Raw genomic sequence first — 2,237 nt, forward strand, 5'->3', positions numbered from 1 at the left:
CATCGCCGCCCCCGCCGTCTCCTACCGTCCCGGCACCGTCCGCAACCGCGTCCTGTGGACCCTGCAGATCGTGCTCGGCCTCTTCTTCATTATCGCCTCCGGCGGCCCGAAGCTCGTGATGCCGCAGTCGCTGGTGGACAACGCGCCGGCGAACCTGACCATCCCGATCGGGCTGCTCATCTTCATCGGCGTGGTCGAGGTCGCCGGCGGTATCGGGCTGATGGTGCCGAAGCTGAGCGCACTGGCCGCCGCGGGCCTGAGCGTGCTCACCGTGCTGGCAGCCGCCACCCAGGCGTTCATCGCCGACGCCCCCGAGATGTCGATCTTCCCGCTGGTGCTGGCCGCGATCTTCGCCTGGATCGCCTACGAGCGCCGCGCCACCATCGCCGAGCTGCGCACCGCACTCTCGCGATGACCCGACCCTGAGCACGACCGGCGATCGGTAACCACCGATCGCCGTGTCGTGCTTTCGGCGATCGATCATGTGTCGGGTTGGCGGTGATCGGTCCGGCGGCCATCTGGTCGCGACGCTCCTGGCGTCGTACCAGGTGGCCGTCGCCGTCTTCGGCCGGTACGCCTGCGGCCGGTCGCGCGATTTGCGCCGGGACCTGCGCATCGGCACCGGACCGCCGTACGGAAAGATGAGACGGCGTGAGCGGCCACATCATCGACGAACTGACCTGGCGCGGCTTGATCGCGCAGTCCACCGACCTCGACGCCCTGCGCGCCGCGCTGGCCGAGGGCCCGCAGAGCCTCTACGCCGGGTTCGACCCCACCGCGGCCAGCCTGCACGCCGGTCACCTGGTGCCGCTACTGGCATTGAAGCGATTCCAGCGCGCGGGTCATCGGCCGATCGTGCTGGCCGGCGGCGCCACCGGCCTCATCGGCGACCCACGCGACGTGGGCGAGCGCACCATGAACTCCGCCGACACCGTCGCCGAATGGGCCGACCGCATCCGCTCGCAGCTCGAACGCTTCGTCGACATCGACGACTCGCCGACCGGCGCGATGATCGTGAACAACATGGAGTGGACCGGGCAACTCTCGGCCGTGAACTTCCTGCGCGATATCGGCAAGCACTTCTCGGTCAACGTCATGCTCGCCCGCGACACCGTCAAACGCAGGCTCGACGGCGAAGGCATCTCCTACACCGAGTTCAGCTACATGCTGTTGCAGGCCAACGACTACCTACAGCTGCGCCGCAACCACGGCTGCGTGCTCCAGGTCGGCGGCTCGGATCAGTGGGGCAACATCATCGCGGGCGTCGAGCTCAACCGCCGCGTCGACGGCGCCCACGTGCACGCGCTCACCGTCCCGCTGGTGACCTCGGCCGACGGCAAGAAGTTCGGCAAGTCCACCGGTGGCGGCAGCCTGTGGCTCGACCCGGAGATGACCAGCCCCTACGCCTGGTACCAGTACTTCGTGAATACCGCCGACGCCGACGTCGTCCGCTACCTGCGCTGGTTCACCTTCCTCGACCGCGAGGAACTGGCCGAACTCGAGCAGGCCACCGCCGAACGCCCGCACGCCAGGGAAGCTCAGCGTCGGCTGGCCGCGGAGATGACCGACCTGGTGCACGGCCCCGAGCACACCCGCTCGGTGCAGCTGGCCAGCCAGGCCCTGTTCGGTCGCGCCGATCTGCGTGAGCTCGACGAGCCGACCCTCGCGGCGGCGCTGCGTGAGGCCGCCGTCGACGGCACCGTCGCCGAGATCGCCCCCGGTCAGCCGAACACCATCGTCGATCTGCTGGTGGCTTCCGGGCTGTGCGAGAGCCGCGGCGCGGCCCGTCGCGCGGTGAACGAGGGCGGTGCCTCGGTGAACAACGAGCGCGTCACCGACATCGAGTGGACCCCAGGAACGGGCGACTACCTGCACGATCGGTGGCTGGTGCTGCGCCGTGGCAAGCGCAACTTCGCCGGCGTCCTGCGGGCCGGCGGAAATTGATCTTGGTGGCCTGAGTCACATCCGTGTGATTCAGGCCGTTTCCAAGCCCGCCGGCGAGCCCCTGACCAGCATGAACAGCACGCTGACGTGGCGATTTGACGTGATGTTCTCCGCCGCGTAACTTATTCAACGTCAGAGCGACACGGACACCGACCCGGAGCCCACAGGGCCTGGGAAACGAGGTAGGACGAGGAGCGCCTGACGAAGCAGGTTCAGCCGGTGTTTGACTCCGAGTCTTGGACTGGCTAAGATAGAAAAGTTGCCTCACAGAAGCCCCAGCTAGAACCTGGAGT

At 68.0% G+C, this 2,237-nt stretch carries 2 protein-coding genes; both read left to right on the top strand.

Annotated features, from left to right (window positions below):
- Position 1 precedes the first annotated feature (1 nt).
- Positions 2–415, top strand: a complete 414-nt coding sequence (locus RJ05_RS10085; RefSeq protein ID WP_036536012.1) for a DoxX family protein — start codon at positions 2–4, stop codon at positions 413–415.
- A gap of 236 nt (positions 416–651) precedes the next feature.
- Complete coding sequence (tyrS, locus tag RJ05_RS10090; RefSeq protein ID WP_036536014.1) at positions 652–1,944, top strand: tyrosine--tRNA ligase; 1,293 nt, start codon at positions 652–654, stop codon at positions 1,942–1,944.
- Positions 1,945–2,237 lie beyond the last annotated feature (293 nt).

Source organism: Nocardia cyriacigeorgica NBRC 100375, assembly GCF_000308555.1.
GTDB classification, from domain to species: domain Bacteria; phylum Actinomycetota; class Actinomycetes; order Mycobacteriales; family Mycobacteriaceae; genus Nocardia; species Nocardia cyriacigeorgica.